Raw genomic sequence first — 750 nt, 5'->3', positions numbered from 1 at the left:
TCAACAGCCACGAGATCCTCTTCGGTCAGCGTACTGGTCAATTCGACGCGACGCTCGCGCCGCATCAGGCGCAGATAGTCCTCGTAAGCGAGCAGAACGGTGCGCGGACGACCGTTTTTGGTAATGATGACCGGATCGCGCACGGCGGCGTCCTGGTAAGCGCCAAAATTCTTCGAAATGACTGCGGCTGTTACTGTGGATGTCATGATCAACCTTCGTTTTCCGTAATATACGGACTTTCCGGGTTTTCCGCAAGTTTTGAATCAGGACGCTTTGTGTAATGACCAAACCAAACCCTATGTCTTCCAATATACAGAGCCGGGCGGAACAGCTCGACACGATCGCATCTGTCTTGCCGATGAACCGGCGCAACAGGCTGGCGGGTATTTTGACGGACGAGGACGTCGAAACCCTGCGCCATCTGGTCAATGAAGGCATGGGCGAAAACACCCTGCGTGCGCTGACCTCGGATCTGGCCTATCTCGAAGCCTGGGCGATGGCGGCAACCGGCAGCCCCCTCCCCTGGCCTGCACCAGAAGCCTTGTTGCTGAAATTCGTCGCCCATCATCTCTGGCGACCGCAGCAACGCGAAATCGACCCCGATCACGGCATGCCGACTGGCGTAGAGGACGAATTGCGCCAGCAAGGCTTTCTGCGCGTATCCGGACCGCATGCACCGGCAACCGTGCGTCGGCGTCTGGCCAACTGGTCGACGCTGACCCGCTGGCGGGGTCTGGAGGGTGCGTTCAC

At 58.8% G+C, this 750-nt stretch carries 1 protein-coding gene and 1 pseudogene; one reads left to right on the top strand and one right to left on the bottom strand.

The genetic code is table 11. The features are described 5' to 3' along the window. Positions 1 to 206 (bottom strand): type II toxin-antitoxin system Phd/YefM family antitoxin (locus DKP76_RS18895; protein WP_109708180.1); only part of this gene is annotated, 206 nt, incomplete at its 3' end. A 74-nt stretch (positions 207 to 280) separates the two neighbouring features. Between DKP76_RS18895 and DKP76_RS18890 the strand changes: the two are divergent. Then, a pseudogene (locus DKP76_RS18890) lies at positions 281 to 750 on the top strand (integrase); the annotation flags it as partial.

The sequence above is a fragment of the Falsochrobactrum shanghaiense genome (assembly GCF_003149535.1).
Taxonomy (GTDB): domain Bacteria; phylum Pseudomonadota; class Alphaproteobacteria; order Rhizobiales; family Rhizobiaceae; genus Brucella; species Brucella shanghaiense.
The sequence above is the reverse complement of the archived record's forward strand: the minus strand, read 5'-3'. Positions and strand labels throughout refer to the sequence as shown.